Raw genomic sequence first — 16311 nt, forward strand, 5'->3', positions numbered from 1 at the left:
CAGGCTGCACAAGTCGGTGAACGCTCACGGGTAATCCCTGTTCACTGATCGGTATGTGCATGGGTACATTTTGCATACAAGAAATTTACAACTTGTATACAAACCGAAAAGGAATGCGTATGCGTCGTTTTGTCAGATCGCTGTTCGGGCAGGTGGTGGTGGCTCTTATCGTGGGGGTCCTCATCGGGCTGCTGGTGCCGGAGTGGGCCGTCAAGCTCAAACCTTTGGGCGATGGTTTCATCAAGCTCATCAAGATGATCATCCCGGTGCTGGTGTTCTGCGTGGTGGTGCATGGCATTGCGGGCGCAGGCGACCTCAAGCGCGTGGGCCGGGTTGGCGTCAAGGCGCTGATCTACTTCGAGGTGCTCACCACCATCGCGCTGGTGTTGGGCCTGGTGCTGGCCTTTGTGTTCCAACCTGGTGCAGGCATGAACGTGGACCCGAGCAAGCTCGATGCCTCGGCCATGAGCGCTTACGCCAGCAATGCCGACAAGCTGACCAGCGGCGGCACGGTCGATTTTCTGATGAAGCTGATCCCCACCACCGTGGTGCAGGCCTTTGCCACCGGCGATGTGCTGCAGGTGCTGCTGTTTGCCGTGCTGTTTGGCTGCGGGCTGACCATGCTGGGCGAGCGCGGCGCGCCGGTCAGCCTGCTGATCGACACGATGTCGCATGTGCTGTTCAAGGTGATGGGCATCATCATCAAGCTCGCGCCGCTGGGCGTGCTGGGCGCGATTGCCTTTACCGTTGGCCAGTACGGCGTGGGCTCGCTCAAGCAGCTGGGCATGCTGGTATTGCTGTTCTATGTGGCCGTCGCCTTCTTTGTGTTTGTGGTGCTGGGCTTTGCGATGCGCGTCTCGGGTTTCAGCCTCATCAAGCTGCTGCGCTACCTGCGAGAAGAGCTGATGGTGGTGTTTGCCACCACCTCGTCGGACAGCGTGCTGCCCCAGATCATGGCCAAGCTGCGCCACCTGGGCATCCGCGACTCCACCGTCGGCCTGGTGATCCCCACCGGCTACTCCTTCAACCTCGATGCATTCTCGATCTACATCACCTTGGCGGCGGTCTTCATTGCCCAGGCCACCAATACGCCGATCTCGATGACCGATCTGCTGACCATCCTGGCCATTGCGCTGGTCACCTCCAAGGGCGCACACGGCGTGCCCGGCTCGGCGATTGTGGTGCTGGCCGCCACCTTGCATGCGATCCCCGCCATCCCGGCCATCGGCCTGGTGCTGGTGCTGTCGGTGGACTGGTTCATGGGCATTGCCCGCGCGCTGGGCAACCTGATCGGCAACTGCGTGGCCACCGTGGCGATTGCCTCCTGGGAGGGCGATATCGACCGCGAACGGGCCCATAAGGTGCTCAATGGCGAGAAACTACCGCAAGACACGGCACAATCGGAGCTGTCTACACCCCACGCCTGAGCCCATGACTGCTGTCAGCCCCACCACCATTGCAGAACGCGTCGTCGAAGCCATCCTCGCGCAGAAGCTCTCGCCCGGGGAGCGCCTGGGAGAGCAGGCGCTGGCGGACAACTTCTCGGTCAGCCGCACCTTGGTGCGTGAGGCGCTGATGCAGCTGCAGGCGCGCGGCTTTGTGCAGGTGCAGCCGCGCCGGGGCTGGTATGTGGTGCAGCCCAGCGCCGAAGAGGCACGTGACGCCTTCGCCGCCCGGCGCATCATCGAGGCGGGCATCCTGGAGACCGCAGGCCGCCCGATGCAGCAGGTGATCCGCCAGCTGCGCCTGCATATCGACGAGGAGCAGCGCGCCATCCAGGGCGCCGACGCGGCCACGCGCGCCTTTCTGCTGGCCGATTTCCATGTCTGCCTGGCCGAGAACATGGGCCACCGCCTGCTGGCCGATACCCTGCGCGACCTGACCGCCCGCACCACCTTGGCTGCGACGCTCTACCAGTCCGACCACAGCGCCGAGCAGTCCTGCGCGGACCACGCCAGCATTGTCGAGGCGCTGGAGCGGGGCGATGCCGAGCAGGCCCGCACACTGATGCTGGCCCATATCGGCAATGTCGAAGAAGCGCTGGAGACCACGCCCCCGCCCCCGGAGACCGCACCGGGCGAGCGCCTGCGTGCCACCCTGAGCCCCGTGCAGCGCTGATGCCCGAGCCACACATGCGGCCGCGCAAGAGCGGCGGGCCGGTCAAGCGCCTCAAGCCTGCCAGGCCCGCAGTCCCGGCCGGCCCGCCCCGGCTGTTGGGTTTTCACAAGCCCTATGGCGTTGTCAGCCAGTTCACGCCCGAGGGGCGCTGGCAGGGCCTCAAGGACTTTATCGACGTGCCCGGCGTCTATGTCGCCGGCCGGCTCGATGGCGACAGCGAAGGCCTGCTGCTGCTGACCAACGACGGCCAGCTGCAGGCCCGCATTGCCGATCCGCGCCACAAGATGGCCAAGACCTACTGGGTGCAGGTCGAAGGCATTCCCGATGCCGCTGCCTTGCAGCAGCTGCGCGATGGCGTGGCCCTGAAAGACGGCAAGACCCTGCCGGCCCAGGTGCGCATGCTCGATCCGCAGCCTGCGATGTGGCCCCGCGACCCGCCCATCCGCGTGCGCCAGAGCGTGCCCGATTGCTGGATCGAGCTCATCATCCGCGAAGGCCGCAACCGCCAGGTGCGGCGCATGACGGCCGCCGTCGGCCACCCTACGCTGCGCCTGGTGCGCATGGCCATTGGCCCCTACACGCTCGATGGCCTGGAGCCGGGGCAGTGGACAGATCTGGCGCTGTAAAAAGCCGCCGCGCCAGGCCTCAATGCGCCAGCAGCGGCAATGCATCCAAAGCCTCTTGCCCCGAGGGCAAGGCCACCGCCTGCCAGCCACCGCGCCGGGGCCAGGGCCGGTAGTGCGCCAGCGGCAGCACCTCCACCTGCTCGATCTGCCCTTGCAGCTGCGCGCCCAGCGCCTGCAAGGCCTGGCTGCGCTGCTGCGCGCAGGCCTGCACCTGTGCCCACTGCGCGCGCCGCGCGGCAGCGCTCAAGGCGGCCATCGCACTGGGGGCTGGCAGGCATTGCGCCGCAGCCAGCCAGCGCAGGGCGCTGTGGTCGCCCGCGCCCAGTTGCTGCAGTTGCCGTGCATAGCGCTGCAGCCCCTCCGGCTCCAGGCGGCCCGCCAGTTGGATATCGAGCACATCGCCTTGCAGGCGGTAGCGCGCTGGCAGGGCGGCGCTCCAGTGGCTTGTGCCGTGGCGGCTGCGCATGCTGGCACGGATGCGGCGGCTGCCCTGCACCAGCAGCGGCTGCACCAACTCCAGCAGGGCCGCGTCGCGCAGGCGGGCTTGTTCGGGGTTGCGGGCGGGCGTCAGCTGGATGCGGATGGGCTGGCTGTCATAGCCGCGCCATTGCAGGCCCCAGACCTGCAGCCCGGCCCGGTCCGGCACCATCAGGCCCATGGCCAGCGCCGCGGGCACAAAGGCGATCGCCGCCCAGATCCACCATTCGGGCGACATGCGGCGGGCATTCCAGGCCTCGCCCTGGCGCAGCAGCGACCAGCCGGTGCTCAGCTGCCCCAGCAGCCAGACCGCTACCAGCACCACGATGGCGCCGGCCAGGCCCGTGCCCATCTGCAGCATCTCGGCCGGGTGCAGGCGCTCGGGCAGCAGGAACAGGACCATCCAGCCGCAAGCCGTTGCCAGCAAGGCCGCCAGCATCGCGTAAAACGGCAGCCAAACGGGCGTGCGCAGCCGCCCGTCCTCCATCAGCAAGCCTGGATCGCGCTGCGCGCGCCGCCCTTCCAGCATCCAGCCGATACGGCCCGCTTGCGACAGCAGCACAAACACCAGCCCGCCTGCTGCCACTGCTATCAGCAGCGGCAGCCACAGCCATAGCAGCAGCACGCCCAGCGCCGCCATCAGCACCCCGCCCAGCACCAGCAGCGCCGCATGGCCGCGCTGCTGCTTTCGCTCGTTGCTCCCGCCCATTCGTCTCTGCACTCCCTTGTCTCTCATCTCCACCGGCATCCGGCATTCCTGTGCAAGAATGCCCTTTCGCACCCACTAAGCCTGCAAGACCAGCTATGGTTTTGGGAGTATATGAACTGGAGGGGATGGACGCGGCTGCCATACCCCCGCTGTAAGAACCTGTTCAAAGGAGACCCCATGCGCCCCTTGCTCAGCCTCTGCCTTGGCCTGGCCTTTCAACTGACGCAACCCCCTGCCCACGCACAGAACATGACCACGCTCGCCCTGCACCAGGCAGCGGCTGCCAACAACGGCAGCCGCATCCAGCAACTGCTGCAAAACGGAGGCGCCAGCGCCCTCGATGCGCGCGATGCCCAGGGCCGCACGCCGCTGCTGGTAGCGACCCAGAGCAACCAGGTGGCAGCGGCCAAGGCCCTGATCGAGGCCGGCGCCGATGTGAATGCCAAGGACCACATCGAAGACAGCCCCTACCTGTACGCCGGCGCACGCGGCCACCAGGAGATCCTGCAGATGACGCTGGCCCACGGCGCCGACCTGCGCAGCACCAACCGCTATGGCGGCACCGCGCTGATCCCGGCGGCCGAGCGCGGCCATGTCGAGACCGTGCGCACCCTCATCAACGCCGGCGTCGATGTGAACCATGTCAACCGCCTGGGCTGGACGGCGCTGATGGAGGCCATCGTGCTGAGCGATGGCGGCCCGCGCCACCAGCAGATCCTGCAGCTCTTGATCGATGCCAAGGCCGATGTGAACCTGGCCGACAAGGAGGGCGTGACGCCGCTGGCCCATGCCCGGCAGCGCGGCTACAGCGCGATGGTGGAGATGCTGAGCGCCGCGGGTGCGCGCTGATCTGCAGCGTTGTTTTATGCAATAAGTTAATAAAAATTAGACTTTTTATAACTATTGCTTTATAGTGAATGCCGTTCAAGAGGTATTTGCCGCTGCGCAAGCCTCTGGTTCCCGCTGGTGGACCCGCAAGGCGGCATCCAGCGTTCCTGGCGACATTCGCCTGGTTGATCTGCAGAGCAGCAGTCAACCGCGTACTACACGCTCACACCGGCCCCCCAAGCCGCTGACCCCAGATTGCTACCCATTTCCAAGACTTTTATTTCCATCGGGAAGTACCTCGTTTCGCCGTCAACCCACCCGACCGCCAATGGCCGCTTCGGCGCCTCCTTCTCCGTCCAGCGCGCACCAGGCAACGGCAGTTACTGCCGGGTCTTCCGCTTCGACAAGACATTTGCCTCCGCAGAGGCGGCGCGCATCTTTGCCGTGACCCAAGGCTGGCTGCAGTCGTCCATGCCCAAGCCCCCGGTCTGCTGATCGCCGGCGGGCAACCCCTCCCATCCCTTGGCGATAGGGCCTGGGTTCTCCAGTCCATCGCCCACCCCTGCGCAAGCATCGCGCAACCTCTTCCAGAAAGGCTCTGACATGAGCAGCAAAATTTATGTGGGCAACCTGCCCTACTCCGTGACCGACGCCAGCCTTGAGGAGAACTTCTCCGAATTCGGTGCCGTGACCTCGGCCAAAGTCATGATGGACCGCGACACCGGTCGCTCCAAAGGCTTCGGCTTTGTGGAAATGGCCTCGGCCGATGTGGCCCAGGCAGCGATCGACGCGCTCAATGGCCGGTCCGTCGACGGACGCCAGATCGTCGTCAACCTGGCCCGCCCCCGGGAAGAGTCCAGAGGCGCGGGTGGCTACAGCAACGCAGGCGCGCGTTCGGGCGGTCGCTCGGACGTGGGCTACGGCCAAGGTGGTTACGGCGGTGGCCGCTACTGAGCGCATCGCATCTTGAAGACCCGGCTGTCCTAGCCGGGTCGAACAGGCCTCCCGGGGCCTTACAAAGCGCCTCTTGGTACCGCTGGTACACAGAGGCGCTTTTGTCATGGACGGGACGCGGAGCCCTGCGGGCCGGGCGCGATCGCTCCGGCCTGCACCAGCAGCTGCTCGATCCAGTCGATGAACACCCGCACCCGGCGCGACAGCTGCGCGCGGTGCAGGTAGAGCACATGCACCGGTAGCGCAGGCGGCGGGTAGCCCTGCAGCACCTCTACCAGCTCGCCCGATTGCAGATACGCCTGCACGTCATAGCGCGGTATCTGGATCAGGCCCAGGCCCGCCAGCGCGCAGGCGATATAGCTCTCCACATGGTTGGCGCCCACGGCCCCGGGCAGCACCATGCTGTGCTCGGCGCCGCCCTCCACCCACGCCCAGGCGGCAGGGCGCCCACTGGTGGGTGAGTTGTAGTGCACGCTCTGGTGCGCTGCCAGATCGGCCGGAGTCTGCGGCCTGCCCTGCCGGGCCAGGTAGGCGGGGCTGGCGCAGTTGATCAGCGCCATGCTGCCCAGCGCCTTGGCCACCAGCGAGCTGTCGGCCAGCGGGCCCACACGCAAGGCGCAGTCGATGTGCTCCTGCACCAGGTCCACCGCCCGGTCGCTGGAGCCCAGATCCACCTCCAGCCCCGGGTGCTGCGCCAGCAGCGCCGGCAATGCCGGGGCGACGATCAGCCGCGCCACACGGCTGGGCACATCGATGCGCAGGCGCCCGGCCACCGCATGCGACTGCGGGCGAAAGCGCTGCTCCAGGTCCTGCATCTCATCGACCAAGCTGCTGGCGCTGTCCACCAGCGCCTGGCCGTCCAGCGTCAGCGCCACCTTGCGCGTGGTGCGGTGGAGCAGGCGCGTGCCCAGCCGGGCCTCCAGCTGCTGCACCGCCAGCGACACCGTGGGCCGGGGCAGCGCCAGCTGGTCGGCGGCCTGGGAAAAGCTGCCGGTCGCGGCCACGCGCAAAAAGATGCGCAGCAGGTCAATGCGGTCCATGGCCCGGATCCTGCGTATTCATTGTTAATAAATTCTGGATAAACATGGAATAAATTCTATATTTATCTTTGTTTCATGACCAATTACGCTGAGCAGCTCTTCCCTAGGAGCTTTTCATGTCCAACCCCAAGCACAGCATCCAAGGCAAAACCGTTCTGATCGCCGGTGGTGCCAAGAACCTCGGGGGCCTGCTGGCCACCGACCTCGTCCACCATGGCGCCAAGGCCGTCGCCATCCACTACAACAGCGCTGCGAGCAAGGCCGATGCAGAGCAGACCCTGGCAGCGGTGCAAAAGCTCGGCGCCAAGGCGGTCATCCTGCAAGGCGATCTGACCAGCGCTGCAGCAGTCGAGAAGCTGTTTGCCGATGCGGTGGCCGCTGTGGGCCGCCCCGACATCGCCATCAACACCGTCGGCAAGGTGCTGAAAAAGCCGATGTCCGAAATCAGCGAGGCCGAGTTTGACGAGATGGATGCGGTCAACAACAAGGCTGCGTTCTTCTTCCTGAAAGAGGCGGGCAAGCAGGTGAATGATGGCGGCAAGATCTGCACCCTGGTCACCTCGCTGCTGGGCGCGTTCACGCCGTTTTATTCCTCGTACGCGGGCACCAAGGCGCCGGTGGAGCACTACACCCGCGCAGCGGCCAAGGAGCTGGGCGCACGCGGCATCTCGGTCACCGCCGTCGGCCCCGGCCCCATGGACACGCCCTTCTTCTACGGTCAGGAAAGCGCCGATGCGCAGGCCTACCACAAGAGCGCAGCGGCGCTGTCGCCGTTCAGCCAGACGGGGCTGACCGACATCGAAGACGTGGTGCCCTTTGTGCGCCACCTGGTGAGCGATGGCTGGTGGATCACCGGCCAGACGATTCTGATCAACGGCGGCTATACGACAAAATAAGGCCGGGAGGGCGCCGCGCTCCCACCACCACAAGGAGTTGCCCATGCATATGATTTTGGTCATGCTGACCGGCTTGCTGCTGCTGGCCGTCTTTGCCCTGCTGGGCAAGCTCTGGGGCGCCGATGCGGCCAGCATCGCGCTGGCGGCCAAGTACTTCATCCCCGCCTGGCTGGGGGTTGCGCTGGTCAATATGTGGGTCGGCGTCCACAAGGCCGGCTACACCGTCGCGCAGGAGCTGCCCATCTTTCTCGTCAACTTCGCCGTGCCCGCCGCGCTGGCGCTGGGCCTGGTCTGGTGGCTGGGCCGCGCCTGATCGGCGATTGGACAGAACACCACAGTTGCCGCGCTGCAGCATCGAAAACACTGGGCCAGCCCCCAGCCTTGCACTACGCTGGTGCATGGAATTGGATGCCTGCAGCGGTTGATGGGGGTGTTCTCTACAGGCGGCAGCAAAGACCCACAAGTGCCTGCACAACAAGTGCCTGCACACCTCGCCTGTTGTGAGCCGCAGACGCGTGCTTTACATTGTCACCGTGCCGTCATACCGACCCCGCAGCATCCATCCACTTGCTGATTCACCAACCCTGGGGACAACGGACGATGACAACACACCAACCCACATTTCGCCTGGCTGCGCTGGGCTCTGCCCTGTGCGGCGCACTGCTGCTGACCGCTTGTGGCGGCGGCGATGATGATCCCAGCTTCAAGACCCTGGACGGCAAGCAGCCCCAGGTGATCGCCCACCGTGGCTACTCGGGCATGTACCCCGAGCAGACCCGCATGGCTTACGAAAAGGCGGCCGATGCCGGCGCCGACATGCTGGAGCTGGACATGCACATGACGCGTGACTGCCAGCTGGTGGCACGCCACAACGCCTGGCTGAGCGACAGCACCAACATCGCCGACGTAGCCAAGACCAATGCCGCCGTGGCAGCCCGCAAGCGCACCACGCCCGGCGTGCTGGTCGATGTGAAGTACCCCGCCATTCCGGCCAACGGCCCCAGCCAGTACCTGACGGACCTGGTCGAGCCGGGCAACCAGAAGTCGGTGCTCAAGGCGCTGATCGTCGACGGCGAAGACCACAGCAATGACTGGTCGATCAGCGACTTCACGATGCAGGAGCTGCGTGACTGGGTTGCCGGCACCACCTTGGACAACCGCGCCGACCGCCCCACCGAGTGGAACGGCAAGCTGCCGCTGATCAGCGCCCAGGATGTGATCGACATCGCAGCGGCCAAGGGCAAGTCGCTGGGCCGCACCATCCCCGTGTATGCCGAAACCAAGAACCCCTACTGGAACAACCAGCAGGCGATCGCCAATGGTTGCGGCAGCGGCAGCCACCCGTTTGAAGACGCCGTGATGGCGCTGCTCGAGAAGAACAAGCTCAACAGCAAGGACTCGGCCGTCTACATCCAGAGCTTTGACCCCGAGAGCCTCAAGTACCTGCGCAAGGCCGGCATGAAGGCCAAGGGCGTGCAGCTGATCGATGGCAATGACTTCGACCTCAAGGACGGCTCGATGGTCTACATCACCACCGATGAATGGACCTTCATCAGCGGCCGCCCCTACAGCTGGACCCTGGCTGGCGATGCCCGCACCTTTGCCGTGATGCAGACCCCGGCCGGCCTGGCCGAGATCAAGACCTATGCCGACGGCATCGGCCCCTGGAAGCCCCAGATCCTGGCCCACTCCGTCGTGCCCTACAAGAATGGTTCGGGCCTGAAGGACGTCAACACCTTGAAGGACACCGGCCTGATCGCCAACGCCCACAAGGCCGGCCTGATCGTGCACAGCTTCACCTTCCGCAACGAAGCGGGCCGCCTGGCCGGCATCTACAAGGGTGACCCGGTGCAGGAGTTCCTGGCCTACTACCGCCTGGGCATCGACGGCGTGTTCACCGACTTCACCCCGACGGGCGTACAGGCCCGCGATGCCTACATCACCGAGCTGAAGAACCAGTAAGCACGGCGCAGCAGTGCTCACCCCCAAAAGGACGCCTGGCGTCCTTTTTTCATGCCCGCATCAGCGTGCCAACTCAGCGTACCAAATGCGGCTGGCTGCGCCGCGCCAGCGCCCAGGCCAGCAGGTTCAGCGCCGAGCACATCAGCCAGTAGATCGCGCCCACCAGCAGGAACACCTCGGCCGGGTGCACCATCAGCCGCGCATTGACCTGGGTGGACAAAAAGGACAGCTCGCCCACGCCGACGATATAGGCCAGCGAGCTGTCCTTGATCAGGGTCACCCACTGGTTCACAAACGAGGGCAGCATCACCGCCAGCGCCTGGGGCAGGATGAGGCTGCGCAGCACCTGCCAGCGCGTCAGGCCCAGCGCCGCGCCCGCATCCCACTGGCCCGGCGCAATCGCCTGCAGGCCAGCGGCCACGCCATGGGCCAGGTAGGCGCCGCTGACCAGCGACAGCGCACAGACCACCGAGAAGCTGCCCGGCACATCCAGCTTGAACAGCACCGGCAGCAAAAAATAAATCCAGAAGATCAGCAGCAGCACCGGAATGGCGCGCAAAAAGCCCAGCAGCACCCGCAGGCACTGCAAGGCCCGGCCCCGCCCCATCACCAGCGCAATGCCCAGCGCCAGCCCCAGCACGGCAGAAAGCAGGCCGGAGACCGCGCTCAGGATCAGGCTCAGCAAGGCGCCGCCCGGCGGCCCTTCGGGAAAGGTGCCGACCAGCAGGTAGAGCCAGTCATCGCCCAGTGCAGCAAAGTTCATGCGCGCCTCACCTCCACCCGGCCCCAGCGGCGGCGCTGGGCCAGCTGCTGGCTGAGCAGCTCCAGCACCACGATCAGCACGATGTAGAGCAAGGTGGTGATGCCATAGACCTGGAAGGACTGGAAGGTCTCGGCCTCCGCCTGGCGCGCCCGGTACGACAGCTCGGCCAGGCCAATGGCCATGCCCAGCGAGGTGTTCTTGACGATGTTCATGTACTGGCCCATCAGCGGCGAGATGACCCGCGCCAGCGCCTGGGGCAGCACGATATGGCGCAGCAGCTGCCAGCCGCCCATGCCCAGCGAACGCGCCGCCTGGCTCTGGCTGGCGGGCACGCTGTTGATGCCGGCGCGCACCTCTTCGCCCACATAGGCCGTCGCATAGAACACCATGCCGATGCAGGCCGAGACAAACTCCAGCGAAGGCCAGCCCAGGCTGAACGGCCCCAGCGCCAGGCTGTGCGCCTGGTTGAGCCAGGCCATCCAGGCCGGTGGCAGCAGGCTGGGCACGCCAAAGTACCAAAAGAACAGCTGCACCAGAAGCGGCGTATTGCGAAACACCGACAGGTAGACCAGCGCCAGCCAGCGCAGCGGTGCCCAGGCCGCGCTGCGCGCCACCGCAAAGCCTATGCCCAGCACCGTGGACGCCGCAATCACCAGCAGCGAGGCCAGCACCGTGGTGCACCAACCTTCCAGCAGCCAGCGCCAGTACTTGCCCGCCAGCAGGTGCGGCCACAGCGGCTCCAGCCAGGACATTAAAAATTGCATAAATACCGACCCCAAAAGGCACATCCCCGCGCCTTCTCAGACGCGGGGTTGTGCCCTACCTGTGCTGTTATGGCTTGTCGCCGATCTTGAAATTGCGCACCAGCGGTGTCGCGCTCTGCGGCCCAAACCAGGTGTCATAGATCTTGCCGGCCTGGCCGCTGGCCTCCAGCTCCTTCAGCGCAGTGTTGACGAAGTCGGTCAGCGCCGCCTCCCCCTTGGGAATGCCCACGCCGATGTAGTCGCTCGAGATCGTGAACGCCGGCACCTCCCACTTGTCGCGCTCCTTCTTGTCCTTGATGGTGGCCAGCAGGCCGACCAGCTTGGGGCCGTCTTGCGAGATGGCCTGCACATTGCCATTGCGCAGCGCGGTGAACGCAAACGGCGTGTCGTCATAGGCCACCAAGGTCGCCTGCGGGTGCTTCTCGCGCAGCACGATCTCATTGGTCGTGCCCTTGTCCACACCGATGCGCAGCTGGTTCAGCTGCTCGGGCGAGGTCAGCGTGCCCTTGGCCGCGATGAACTGCGTGCCCGAAGCAAAGTAAGGCACGCTGAAACCCACCTGCTTGGCACGCTCGTCGGTGATCGTGAAATTGGCCAGCACCAGGTCGACCTTGTTCGACAGCAGCAGCGGCACGCGGTTGGCCGGGTTGGTTGGCACCAGCTGCAGCTTCACGCCCAGTCGCTGCGCAAAGGCCTGTGCATAGTCCACATCCAGGCCCACGATCTTGCGCGTCTTGGGATCGACAAAACCAAACGGTGGATTGGCATCAAAGGCCGCCACACGCAGCACCCCCGCCTGCTTGATATCCTGCAGGCGATCGGCCCACACCGCCCCCGATGCCAGCGCTGCCACCGCAGCGGTCGCCACCATCGCCCATGCCTTGTTTTTCATAGCTATGCTTTCTGAGATCCCACGCCAGGGCACCATGCCCGGGCCAGCGAAACGTTGATTGGAGGCCCAGTGTAGGAACGCAGACCGTCGTTGGACAACGACGATTTCATTCAATCGATATGTAGATTTCGCATGTACGATTCGACGACAAAGCACATCGGCCAAAACGCCCAAAAGGCTTTATAAGCAGGGGAGCGCAGCACACCTGATGTCTGCACCTGCCGCCCCATCCCCCAAGAGCCACCCGCCATGGACCGCAAAACCACCACCAGCGCACTGCGCGCGCAGTTCTTCCCGCAGCTTGTGGCCGAAGGCTTTGTCCGCCAGGGCGATATCGCCCGGCGGGTGCTGGACGGTGGGGTGGTGCATGTCGTTGAGGTCCAGCACCGCCCGCGCAGTGCGGTGTTCCAGGTCAACCTGGGTGCCCATCTGTTGGCGCTGGGCGATGCGGCCGGTGGCGCCCTGCCCGCGCCGCAGGCGATGCGCGACTACGACTGCGCTTGGCGCGGATCGGTCATCGCTGGCTTTCGCAACGCCGCAGACGCGGAGTTTGCCTATGGCGCCAGCGCACAGAATGCGGCCGAATCGGTGGCCTTTCTGGTGTCGGAATGGCAGCGGCAGTCCCAGGCCTTTTTTGCCCCCTCCAGCGACTACCCTGCATCGTTTCTAGATGCCGCCCGGCTGGCGGCGCAGGACACGGACATGCACCCCGCCCACCTGCTCATCTGGGCCCGGGTCGCCGTCGTGTTGGGTGAGGCTGCACTGGCTCAGTCAATCGCCCAAGCAGCGCTGCCCCGGGTGCCGGAGCGTGCTACTTCGCTGCGTGCGAATCTGGAGGCGGTTTTGGCGGGTTGAGGGTTGGAATAGACGCCGAGCAGTTCCTCAACCGCGCTTTACCAATCATCCAGTGACCGGAGTTCAGAGCCGGCATAGTCGCGCGGTTCCGGGTGTGACCGCAGTACCAGGTCGACGCCCAGAACGCTCAGGAGTTTCATCAAGCGTTCAGCGCTGACCGCCTTGGGATTGCGTTCCATCGCAGAGACCGTCTGCTGGGTCACCCCCATGCGCATGGCCACATCTGCCTGGGTGAGCTTCGCCGCCTTGCGAAAAGCGCTCAGAAATATCGGTAGTTGCCGGCTGGTGTGGACGATGAATTCATCCATGCGTACTCCCCATTCACAGTAACTCAGGAGCAGCTATTGTGAGGCCACAACCCATAGGCTGTATTCCGAAAATACAAGTCTTAGTTTGTATTTCCGTTTTACAGCCTATGGCTTGTATTTACGCCAAATTCGGCGCCAGCGCCCGGCGCAGCACTTCGATGTCCATACCCCGGCGCTGGGCCATATCGGCCAGCTGGTCTTCGCCGATTTCGCCGACATTGAAGTAGACAGCTTCGGGGTAGCCCAGGTAGAAGCCGCTGACGCTGGAGGCGGGGAACATCGCCAGGCTCTCGGTGAGGTGCATGCCGATATCGGCGGCATCCAGCGCCTTGAACAGGTCGATCTTGGCGGTGTGGTCCGGGCAGGCGGGGTAGCCGGGGGCGGGGCGCACGCCCTGGTATTTTTCCTTGATGAGTTCCTCGTTGCTCAGCTGCTCATCGGCGGCATAGCCCCACAGGTCTTGGCGCACGCGCAGGTGCAGGCATTCGGCAAAGGCTTCGGCCAGGCGGTCGGCCAGGGCCTTGAACATGATGCCGCTGTAGTCGTCCAGTGCGGCTTCAAATTCCTTGTCCTTTTTCTCGGCACCGATACCGGCCGTGACCGCAAACAGGCCGGCGTAATCGCCGATGCCCGAATCCTTGGGGGCGACAAAGTCGGCCAGGCAGCGGCTAGGGCGCATCACGTTGTCCACCGCCTGCTTTTCGGTTTGCTGGCGCATGCCGTACCAGGTCAGCAGCTCGGTGCTGCGCGACTCGTCGGTGTAGAACACGATGTCGTCGCCCACGCGGTTGGCAGGGAACAGGCCCATCACGCCATTGGCCTGCAGCCAGCGGCCTTCGATGATCTTCTTGAGCATGGCCTGGGCATCGGCCAGCACCTTGCGCGCCTCCACACCGACGACCTCGTCGTCCAGGATGGCAGGGTACGGGCCGGCCAGGTCCCAGGTCTGGAAGAACGGGCCCCAGTCGATGTACTGGGCGATCTCGGCCAGGTCAAAGTTCTTGAACACGCGGCGGCCCAGCACGCGGGGCGTGACGGGCGGGTGCGCAGCAAAGTCCACCGGCGTGGCATTGGCGCGGGCCTGGGCCAGGGTCCACAGCGGGGTCTTTTTCTTGTTGGCGTGCTGGGTGCGCACCTTGTCGTAGTCGGCCTCCACCTCCTGCAGGTAGCGGTCCTTGTTCTCGCCCAGCAGGCTCTGGGCCACGCTCACGCTGCGCGAGGCATCGGGCACGTAAAGCACGGGGCCTTCGTACTTGGGAGCGATCTTCACGGCCGTGTGCACGCGCGAGCAGGTGGCGCCGCCAATCAGCAGCGGGATCTTCTTGACGCGGAAATAGTCGTCCTTGTGCATCTCGCCGGCCACATACTGCATCTCTTCGAGGCTGGGTGTGATCAGGCCCGACAGGCCAATGATGTCCGCGCCCTCGGCCTTGGCCCGGGCCAGGATCTCGTGGCAGGGCACCATCACGCCCATGTTGATGACCTCGAAGTTATTGCACTGCAGCACCACGGTGACGATGTTCTTGCCGATGTCATGCACATCGCCCTTGACGGTGGCGATGACGATCTTGCCCTTGCTCGAGACATCCATGCCCGCCGCTTCCTGCTGGCGCTTTTCCTCTTCGATATAGGGCACCAGATGGGCCACGGCCTGCTTCATCACGCGGGCCGACTTGACCACCTGGGGCAGGAACATCTTGCCGGCGCCAAACAGGTCGCCGACGATGTTCATGCCGTCCATCAGCGGGCCTTCGATCACATGCAGCGGGCGCCCGCCGCCTTGCACCACGATGGCCTGGTAGGCCTCTTCGGTGTCTTCGGTGATGAAGTCGGTGATGCCATGCACCAGCGCATGCGACAGGCGCTCGTTCACCGTCTTGGGGCTGTCGGGCGTGCCGCGCCATTCGAGCTTCTTGCTGTCGTCCTTGGCACCGCTCTTGGCGCTGTCGGCCACTTCGACCAGGCGCTCGCCGGCGTCGGGGCGGCGGTTGAGCACCACGTCTTCGACGCGCTCGCGCAGCACCGGCTCCAGGTCGTCATAGACGCCGACCATGCCGGCGTTGACGATGCCCATGTCCATGCCCGCCTGGATCGCGTGGTACAGGAACACGGTGTGGATCGCTTCGCGCACCGGGTCGTTGCCGCGGAACGAGAACGACACGTTGGACACGCCGCCGCTCACCTTGGCGCCGGGCAGGTTCTGCTTGATCCAGCGCGTGGCCTCGATGAAGTCCACGCCGTAGTTGTTGTGCTCTTCGATGCCGGTGGCCACGGCAAAGATGTTGGGGTCGAAGATGATGTCCTCGGGCGGAAAACCGACCTCGTCGACCAGGATGCGGTAGGCGCGCTCGCAGATCTCGATCTTGCGCTCGTAGGTATCGGCCTGGCCTTTTTCGTCAAAGGCCATGACCACGGCAGCGGCGCCATAGCGCTTGACCAGGCGCGCGTGTTTCTTGAATTCGTCCACGCCCTCCTTCATCGAGATGGAGTTGACGATGCCCTTGCCCTGGATGCAGCGCAGGCCCGCCTCGATCACCTCCCATTTGGAGCTGTCGACCATGATGGGCACGCGGGCGATATCGGGCTCGGAGGCGATCAGGTTCAGAAAACGCACCATCGCGGCCTTGCTGTCGAGCATGGCCTCGTCCATGTTGACATCGATCACCTGGGCGCCGTTTTCCACCTGCTGGCGCGCAACGGCCAGCGCCTCTTCGTACTGCTCGTTCAGGATCAGGCGCGCAAAGGCCTTGGAGCCCGTCACGTTGGTGCGTTCGCCCACGTTGACAAACAGGCTGTCCTCGCCAACAAACACGGGCTCCAGGCCCGACAGGCGCATGGGAGGAACGGAAACGGGGGCAGCAGACGCGGACATGGGGCTCACCTGTGAAAACCAGAAAACAGAGACAGAACAGGTGAGCGCCGTTGATGCGGGCCATGCCGTGCATGCCCGTCGACCTGCCCCAAGCCTGACAGGCCTGCGATGGGGTACCACCGGCCTGCTGCAGCGCTCCTTGGGACAAGGCCCTGCATTTTAAGCCAGGCCGGCCGCTGGAGCACAGGCAGGGGGACTTGTTCATAGCCGAAAACACCACTCACCGTTGTTGGTTATAGCCCTATTC

General features: G+C 64.9%; 17 protein-coding genes and 1 riboswitch. Of the genes, 10 read left to right on the forward strand and 7 right to left on the reverse strand.

Annotation, left to right across the window (positions count from 1 at the left end; genetic code table 11):
• Positions 1 to 119: 119 nt before the first annotated feature.
• From WH265_RS20695 to WH265_RS20705, 3 genes are read left to right on the forward strand one after another with little or no spacing between them, the layout of a single operon-like run.
• Positions 120 to 1427, forward strand: coding sequence for a C4-dicarboxylate transporter DctA (locus WH265_RS20695; RefSeq protein WP_260718493.1), 1308 nt, complete (start codon positions 120 to 122; stop codon positions 1425 to 1427).
• Positions 1428 to 1431: 4 nt separating this feature from the next.
• Complete coding sequence (locus tag WH265_RS20700) at positions 1432 to 2118, forward strand: GntR family transcriptional regulator (protein WP_339559516.1); 687 nt, start codon at positions 1432 to 1434, stop codon at positions 2116 to 2118.
• A complete protein-coding gene (locus WH265_RS20705) occupies positions 2118 to 2744 on the forward strand; it encodes a pseudouridine synthase (RefSeq protein ID WP_339559517.1) in 627 nt (208 codons plus the stop codon). Before WH265_RS20700 ends, WH265_RS20705 begins: the two co-directional genes overlap by 1 nt.
• A 19-nt stretch (positions 2745 to 2763) precedes the next feature.
• Here the strand turns inward: WH265_RS20705 and WH265_RS20710 are convergent, their stop codons facing one another.
• A complete protein-coding gene (locus tag WH265_RS20710) occupies positions 2764 to 3930 on the reverse strand; it encodes a hypothetical protein (protein ID WP_339559518.1) in 1167 nt (388 codons plus the stop codon).
• Between the two features lie 177 nt (positions 3931 to 4107).
• Between WH265_RS20710 and WH265_RS20715 the strand changes: the two genes are divergently transcribed.
• The 3 genes from WH265_RS20715 (at position 4108) to WH265_RS20725 (ending at position 5712) form a co-directional block, all read left to right on the forward strand.
• On the forward strand, positions 4108 to 4779 hold the full coding sequence (locus tag WH265_RS20715; RefSeq protein WP_021025323.1) for an ankyrin repeat domain-containing protein: 672 nt from the start codon (positions 4108 to 4110) through the stop codon (positions 4777 to 4779).
• Between the two features lie 264 nt (positions 4780 to 5043).
• Positions 5044 to 5253 (forward strand): hypothetical protein, encoded by a 210-nt coding sequence (locus WH265_RS20720; protein ID WP_084635674.1) that lies wholly within the window; start codon positions 5044 to 5046, stop codon positions 5251 to 5253.
• Between the two features lie 108 nt (positions 5254 to 5361).
• Positions 5362 to 5712, forward strand: coding sequence for an RNA recognition motif domain-containing protein (locus tag WH265_RS20725; RefSeq protein ID WP_021025325.1), 351 nt, complete (start codon positions 5362 to 5364; stop codon positions 5710 to 5712).
• Between the two features lie 104 nt (positions 5713 to 5816).
• Here the strand turns inward: WH265_RS20725 and WH265_RS20730 are convergent, their stop codons facing one another.
• A complete protein-coding gene (locus WH265_RS20730) occupies positions 5817 to 6752 on the reverse strand; it encodes a LysR family transcriptional regulator (protein WP_339559519.1) in 936 nt (311 codons plus the stop codon).
• Between the two features lie 116 nt (positions 6753 to 6868).
• On the opposite strand from WH265_RS20730, the gene WH265_RS20735 reads away from it, so the two are divergent.
• The 3 genes from WH265_RS20735 (at position 6869) to WH265_RS20745 (ending at position 9610) form a co-directional block, all read left to right on the forward strand.
• Positions 6869 to 7648 (forward strand): SDR family oxidoreductase, encoded by a 780-nt coding sequence (locus WH265_RS20735; RefSeq protein ID WP_339559520.1) that lies wholly within the window; start codon positions 6869 to 6871, stop codon positions 7646 to 7648.
• A gap of 43 nt (positions 7649 to 7691) precedes the next feature.
• Positions 7692 to 7961 (forward strand): hypothetical protein, encoded by a 270-nt coding sequence (locus WH265_RS20740; protein ID WP_339559521.1) that lies wholly within the window; start codon positions 7692 to 7694, stop codon positions 7959 to 7961.
• A 287-nt stretch (positions 7962 to 8248) separates the two neighbouring features.
• Positions 8249 to 9610 carry a glycerophosphodiester phosphodiesterase family protein gene (locus WH265_RS20745; protein WP_339559522.1) on the forward strand — a complete coding sequence of 454 codons (1362 nt, stop codon included), beginning with the start codon at positions 8249 to 8251 and terminating at the stop codon, positions 9608 to 9610.
• 73 nt (positions 9611 to 9683) lie between these two features.
• Here WH265_RS20745 and WH265_RS20750 read toward each other — a convergent pair whose 3' ends face one another.
• From WH265_RS20750 to WH265_RS20760, 3 genes are all read right to left on the reverse strand, one after another.
• Positions 9684 to 10373 carry an amino acid ABC transporter permease gene (locus WH265_RS20750; protein WP_339559523.1) on the reverse strand — a complete coding sequence of 230 codons (690 nt, stop codon included), beginning with the start codon at positions 10371 to 10373 and terminating at the stop codon, positions 9684 to 9686.
• On the reverse strand, positions 10370 to 11137 hold the full coding sequence (locus tag WH265_RS20755) for an amino acid ABC transporter permease (protein ID WP_339559524.1): 768 nt from the start codon (positions 11135 to 11137) through the stop codon (positions 10370 to 10372). The genes WH265_RS20750 and WH265_RS20755 overlap by 4 nt, the downstream gene beginning before the upstream one ends.
• 67 nt (positions 11138 to 11204) lie before the next feature.
• Complete coding sequence (locus WH265_RS20760) at positions 11205 to 12029, reverse strand: ABC transporter substrate-binding protein (RefSeq protein ID WP_021025332.1); 825 nt, start codon at positions 12027 to 12029, stop codon at positions 11205 to 11207.
• A gap of 249 nt (positions 12030 to 12278) precedes the next feature.
• Between WH265_RS20760 and WH265_RS20765 the strand changes: the two genes are divergently transcribed.
• Positions 12279 to 12884 (forward strand): DUF4304 domain-containing protein, encoded by a 606-nt coding sequence (locus tag WH265_RS20765; protein ID WP_339559525.1) that lies wholly within the window; start codon positions 12279 to 12281, stop codon positions 12882 to 12884.
• Positions 12885 to 12922: 38 nt separating this feature from the next.
• Here WH265_RS20765 and WH265_RS20770 read toward each other — a convergent pair whose 3' ends face one another.
• Complete coding sequence (locus tag WH265_RS20770) at positions 12923 to 13192, reverse strand: helix-turn-helix domain-containing protein (RefSeq protein WP_312988892.1); 270 nt, start codon at positions 13190 to 13192, stop codon at positions 12923 to 12925.
• A gap of 118 nt (positions 13193 to 13310) precedes the next feature.
• Positions 13311 to 16064: a methionine synthase gene (gene metH, locus WH265_RS20775; protein ID WP_339559526.1), complete on the reverse strand. Its 2754-nt coding sequence runs from the start codon at positions 16062 to 16064 to the stop codon at positions 13311 to 13313.
• A 35-nt stretch (positions 16065 to 16099) separates the two neighbouring features.
• Positions 16100 to 16211, reverse strand: a riboswitch (S-adenosyl-L-homocysteine riboswitch).
• Positions 16212 to 16311: the final 100 nt, after the last annotated feature.

The organism is Comamonas sp. MYb396, assembly GCF_037479555.1.
GTDB lineage: Bacteria > Pseudomonadota > Gammaproteobacteria > Burkholderiales > Burkholderiaceae_C > Comamonas.

Coding starts and splice junctions, on each gene's coding strand:
- WH265_RS20705 (WP_339559517.1), top strand. CDS start 2,118: ATGCCCGAGCCACACATGCGGCCGCGCAAGAGCGGCGGGCCGGTCAAG.
- WH265_RS20710 (WP_339559518.1), bottom strand. CDS start 3,930: ATGGGCGGGAGCAACGAGCGAAAGCAGCAGCGCGGCCATGCGGCGCTG.
- WH265_RS20695 (WP_260718493.1), top strand. CDS start 120: ATGCGTCGTTTTGTCAGATCGCTGTTCGGGCAGGTGGTGGTGGCTCTT.
- WH265_RS20725 (WP_021025325.1), top strand. CDS start 5,362: ATGAGCAGCAAAATTTATGTGGGCAACCTGCCCTACTCCGTGACCGAC.
- WH265_RS20770 (WP_312988892.1), bottom strand. CDS start 13,192: ATGGATGAATTCATCGTCCACACCAGCCGGCAACTACCGATATTTCTG.
- WH265_RS20730 (WP_339559519.1), bottom strand. CDS start 6,752: ATGGACCGCATTGACCTGCTGCGCATCTTTTTGCGCGTGGCCGCGACC.
- WH265_RS20750 (WP_339559523.1), bottom strand. CDS start 10,373: ATGAACTTTGCTGCACTGGGCGATGACTGGCTCTACCTGCTGGTCGGC.
- WH265_RS20715 (WP_021025323.1), top strand. CDS start 4,108: ATGCGCCCCTTGCTCAGCCTCTGCCTTGGCCTGGCCTTTCAACTGACG.
- WH265_RS20735 (WP_339559520.1), top strand. CDS start 6,869: ATGTCCAACCCCAAGCACAGCATCCAAGGCAAAACCGTTCTGATCGCC.
- WH265_RS20745 (WP_339559522.1), top strand. CDS start 8,249: ATGACAACACACCAACCCACATTTCGCCTGGCTGCGCTGGGCTCTGCC.
- metH (WP_339559526.1), bottom strand. CDS start 16,064: ATGTCCGCGTCTGCTGCCCCCGTTTCCGTTCCTCCCATGCGCCTGTCG.
- WH265_RS20755 (WP_339559524.1), bottom strand. CDS start 11,137: ATGCAATTTTTAATGTCCTGGCTGGAGCCGCTGTGGCCGCACCTGCTG.
- WH265_RS20760 (WP_021025332.1), bottom strand. CDS start 12,029: ATGAAAAACAAGGCATGGGCGATGGTGGCGACCGCTGCGGTGGCAGCG.
- WH265_RS20765 (WP_339559525.1), top strand. CDS start 12,279: ATGGACCGCAAAACCACCACCAGCGCACTGCGCGCGCAGTTCTTCCCG.
- WH265_RS20700 (WP_339559516.1), top strand. CDS start 1,432: ATGACTGCTGTCAGCCCCACCACCATTGCAGAACGCGTCGTCGAAGCC.
- WH265_RS20740 (WP_339559521.1), top strand. CDS start 7,692: ATGCATATGATTTTGGTCATGCTGACCGGCTTGCTGCTGCTGGCCGTC.